Raw genomic sequence first — 4,966 nt, 5'->3', positions numbered from 1 at the left:
TTTATCAACTGATTTTAAAACAATTTCTTCTATTAGATTTGCGCTCACATCACTTTGCAACAGTTCGTCTAGTGCTCCATATTGTTCTTCAATACCTTCACTCTTATACGCTATGAAGAATTTCCCTACAGTTCTGCGAATAACATTTATATTTTCCTGAAATACGCTTTCATCTAAACCTGAAACGTTTTGAACTAAATTCACAAAACTCCTCGCACCACCAATTGTAGAAAATCTAGAATACAATTCGTTTAAGAATTCATTTATTTCTACTTGAATATTATCAATAAGGAATTTAGCATATGCATTTAGGTTCTCCTGAGTAAAATGTTTTTTAACAGATTTTAAGAAATACAATGCATCAATCTTATCAGCATCTGTATCAACTCTTTGCATCACTACATTAATTACTTCCTCTGCTCTTACCTCTGGTAAATTCGTTCCCATACACATCAGGCCTTTTAGTGCTACATCTGGGTAATTTGGAATAATATTAAGAAGCACATTCACGAGGCGCTCTAAATATGTCTTATCAATAACTGTTGCATTGACCTTCAATAATTTTAAAAACCCACTTGCCCAACTAGGGAATTGGAACCATGAACTATTAGTAAAATATTCAATTCCCTGTTCAATGTTTCTTTTAATGTAAGATTGATTCTTTTCTTCTCGCCCTAACATAGCATATGCAATGTTTATTCTGTCAAATTGCTGAGTGCTAGCACTATTGTAATCAATCGGATGCAGCAAGTTACTGAAGAGTGTTTCCCTCTGTGTACTAGTAAAATATTTGTTTGCTGCTTCCAACGGTCTATCATATAGAGAAGAATTAGCTGCATGATTAATCAATAAATCGGATGTTTCGCTTAATTTCTCAAAGTTATCCTCTTTTAATGAAGCAATATGTTCAATAAGCAGTGACATCTCCTCTGTAATCTGCTCATTATCTTTTCCTAGCCCATTTACAATAAATTTGTCTAATTTTTTAGCTAATCCGGTGACGGCATCTAAATCGAATGAAATCATCCTCATAAATTGACACAATTGTATTACATCTTTCGGTTCTTTGAATTTGTTATCAGCTATTCCATATATAATCTTAGACCCTACTTTCTCGTCTATTTCAGAAATAACTGGTTCTAATAAGTCAAAAACCTTAAACAAGAACGGTTTGTCGGCAATACTGCTAATGCGGTGTATTGTTTTCACAAATTTCGTCTTATGTTTTTCTCTTATGAAAGGAGCAATTTCTAAAAATACCTCAACACATTCTTCCCATTGCACCTCCTCCGATTGCCCCTCATCAACTTCCATATGCGCAAGGAGTTGATGATAAAAATTAAGGTCGAAATAATCAGCAAACATAATTGGATGTCGGCGATAAAGATTTAACAATTCAGTAAACGGATAAAAACTATATTCCTCATCTCGTACTGCAATAAATGTTTTTATCTTGTTACGTAAGCCTTCTGATAGTTCCGTCTCATGATTGAGAAGATAGTCTACAGCATTTGTAATCTGTTGAATATAGTCCTTATCGGTCATATCTTTTCCTAATGTTGTTTTCCAATCACTACTCTGACTAAAAAGTTGGTCCATCGTATATAGTATAGACTCCTCTGCAATACCCTTGCTTTCTGCCAATACATAGACATTAAACAAATTTCCCAATTCGATTTGCCAAAGTCGCATACTAGGGATGCCTATTGCCATTAACCTCTGAACAATAGCATTCGCAAGCTCCGTTCTTCGTACAATAGGCATATGCTCAATAAGCTGATATGCGGCTTTTAATACAGATGGTAAATCCTTTGTTTTACAATTTTTCACAGCATCGATAACAACTATTGCAACGTGTTCTGTATGTGTTTCTTGTTCTAATTTAGCGAGCACACCTTTATCATTTCCACTTACGAGACTTTTTTGAATGGTACGTTGCATCTCATCACCAGCCATTAGTCCAACTGCATCTTGCGCCAAATAGATAAATGGTGCCATATTGTCGACTGTAATATGTTGTTGTGCAATTAAAAAATTCATCAACCCCTCATAATCAGGCTTTAACTTATACGTCGAGCCTTTCTTTTCAAAGAGCTTTTTAATTGTTGGTTTTACCGTCACCGTTTCCTTCTCTTCGCTGTAGTAAAACGCAAGGAGGTCTTCTAGGAAATTAAAGTCTTTCGAAACATTCATATAGACCTCATTATAATCCGATTGGATAACCGATAACTTGGCTAAAAATCGTAATCCCCGCTCATTCGTTAGAAGTTTTTCTTCCAATTTTCTTCTTTCAGTTTCCCTTGCCTTTGCTATGAGAAGATTATTGGCAAACGTATTGAGCAGCTTCTTTACCTGTCTTGGCGTGGTTACTTCAGTATGGATAAGAATATCTGTTACAATCTCTTCAAACCTGCTTCCACATAATTCGACTAATCCCTCGGCTTCTTGCCTTGCCAATTCTAAAGCATATTGTGCCATATCACTTTCAATAATTGGTGATAAAGGAATCCTAAAATGGAACAACTTGTCCAAAAACAGTTCCCCATCGATGTGTTCGGCAGACTTATTCAATTTCTCCTTCTCCAGAGCCTGAATTAAAATATTTTCATCGCAGGCTACAATAAAGATACACTCATCTACATCCACAAAAGCTTTGATAGCATCCAAAGCGTCTACTACCTTTCTCGGACTCAAACGGTCTAAATCATCTACAATAACAATAAGCTTTTGAAACCTCGAATTTTTCTTTTTGTATTTCTCAATTTCTTCTTTAAACAATTCTTCATACTCATCAGCGGTTTCTACTGGTTTAACTAATTGTACATTTGCCGTTTTCTTTTGCATAGAAGATTTCACAAACTCCTGTAACATCGCACCTAGGGGTGTCATGATAATAGGTAGCCATATGTTTTTCTTAAAATCCTTAAATGAATCTACCATATTTTCATGAAAAGTGTTTTCTGTAAAAACAGCATTAATAATATCCGCAATCAAAAGAACTCCAGCAAATGCTGCTGATGAAGTTAAGAAAAGAAAACCTAATAACGTAAACAGAGGTTTTAATTCCTTAATTAATCCTCCTACAGTATGTGTTTTATCCTCAATAGTAGTATCTGCTCTGAATTCCCGAAACATCTCTTGATATCGTTTAAGAACACTCGCATTTTTATCTTCATTCAACTTTCTCCAAAGGTTCTTCAGAAAGGCTTTTTTTAGAGAATCATTTTCATATTTCCATGCATTAATTTCAAAAACTTTATACTCATCTTTACCATGCAATTCTTTCTTTAATAGATTTATGATGGATGATTTACCTACACCCCATTTACCAATCAAAGCGATATTAAAAGGAGGATTATGTTCCATAATAATTCGCTTAATATTTTTCACATAATCGTGATGATGAAAAGAATCCTCCCCTTTATTTTCTAGTGCAGTGTCTTTTAAGAAATACGTTTTGTCCAATACATGACCTCCTCTATTACACCATTGAAGTAATTTAGTTCAAACACAATTAATAATATATATAGTTTTATAAATAATATCATATTATATCAAAATTTTGCTTCTTTTATGCTTTTAGTCATATACGACCTTAAACTTTCTTCTTGTTATACACCCAGTCTGTTAAGAAACATTATTTGATATTGTTATATTAAGGGGGCAGCCCTTGTTCATCTCAAACTTAGTGAGGAATGACAGTCAAAGAAAAAGAACCCCTTTAGAGTTCTTCTTTAGGCACCCACTTTTCTTTGATTCAGCCATTTTGGAGGTGTTTGGGTTCCTATTAGCCATTAATGAGTATCTCCAGTACAAAAGTTTTTCACTTTATAAAAACCAGTTCTAATGATTCTTTCATAGCTGTTAAAGCAGCAAATCCGTTGAGTTAACAATATGTATTCCATATGTAAGTTTTAATTGCTCAAATGCTTTTTCCGTTTCCTCTTCATAACTAGGAATAGGGCTCATACAATCATTTAATAGATAAATGTTGGTGGTTACAGAACGGTCATCTGTATAATGTTCAACAATTTGCTTTACTGATTCTAAGACACAATGTGATTTGGCTTCCCCTGCAATAATAATTTTTTTATAAGATTTTAATGAATTTAAAAATTCATAATTCCCTTCATCGCCCACTGCATATTCAGGCTTAATCATCCCATACATTTCACTTAATGGATTTTTTCCCTTTACGATTTTTTCTATTTTGGTGTTTCGAGCAATAGAGTGGAAATGAATCATATTAGAAAATTGACCTTCTAATGCCACCCCATTAGTTCCTTCAATGCAGTGATACGTCCAAATACACAGTTGCTTCTTGCCTATTTTTTCGAGATTACGTAGGTAGTCTAAGCTTTCTTTTTGTTTTTCCACTGCTATCCAAATCCCCTCCTCTACATCATCTGCTGTAATAATAGTAAATGGGGCTGGGTGATTCCCTTCTCTATCCATCCACCAACTAGGGTGAAAAATTTGATGTAAGTCATGGGTATCTAATGACACTGCGATGGTGGTAATTTTATTTAAGTTCTTATAGATAAAATTTGTGATATTCCGAATATCCTGATGAGAATTTGGAACCCCTAATTCTCCGTTCTCCATAAAATCATTTTGAAAGTCAATCCCAATAACCATTACTCGTTCCTTATCTTCGCTCGCAGGAACTAATTCCTCTGCCTTTGCCAAAACAAGTAATTCATTTAGTTTCATTCTGTTTGTTCTACCAATTTCATCAATCCTAACAATGTCTTCAAATCTTGTCTTCAACTTAATTCATCTCCTATCTCAATGTTTTTTAATTTGCAATTTAGGATACTACTATGTAAAAAGGAAACAGTTTCACCACAGAAACATACGTTCTTTTTAACTACGAAAAAAATAGCTCATTCTAGAGTCTGTTTTTATGCATATAATATCAAAGTTTAGTCACGCCCCATTAAACTACAACAACAAGATACAAAAC

Annotated in this window: 2 protein-coding genes; both read right to left on the bottom strand. The window is 34.1% G+C overall.

The window, feature by feature from the left end; all coding sequences use genetic code 11:
* On the bottom strand, positions 1-3,465 hold a 3,465-nt coding region (locus AB3X48_RS17760; protein ID WP_367959771.1), incomplete at its 3' end, for a KAP family P-loop NTPase fold protein.
* A gap of 399 nt (positions 3,466-3,864) precedes the next feature.
* Positions 3,865-4,770 (bottom strand): cysteine hydrolase family protein, encoded by a 906-nt coding sequence (locus AB3X48_RS17755; protein WP_367959770.1) that lies wholly within the window; start codon positions 4,768-4,770, stop codon positions 3,865-3,867.
* Between the last annotated feature and the right edge of the window lie 196 nt (positions 4,771-4,966).

The sequence above is a fragment of the Bacillus sp. S4 genome (assembly GCF_040838205.1).
Classification (GTDB): domain Bacteria; phylum Bacillota; class Bacilli; order Bacillales; family Bacillaceae_G; genus Bacillus_A; species Bacillus_A cereus_U.
The sequence above is the reverse complement of the archived record's forward strand: the minus strand, read 5'-3'. Positions and strand labels throughout refer to the sequence as shown.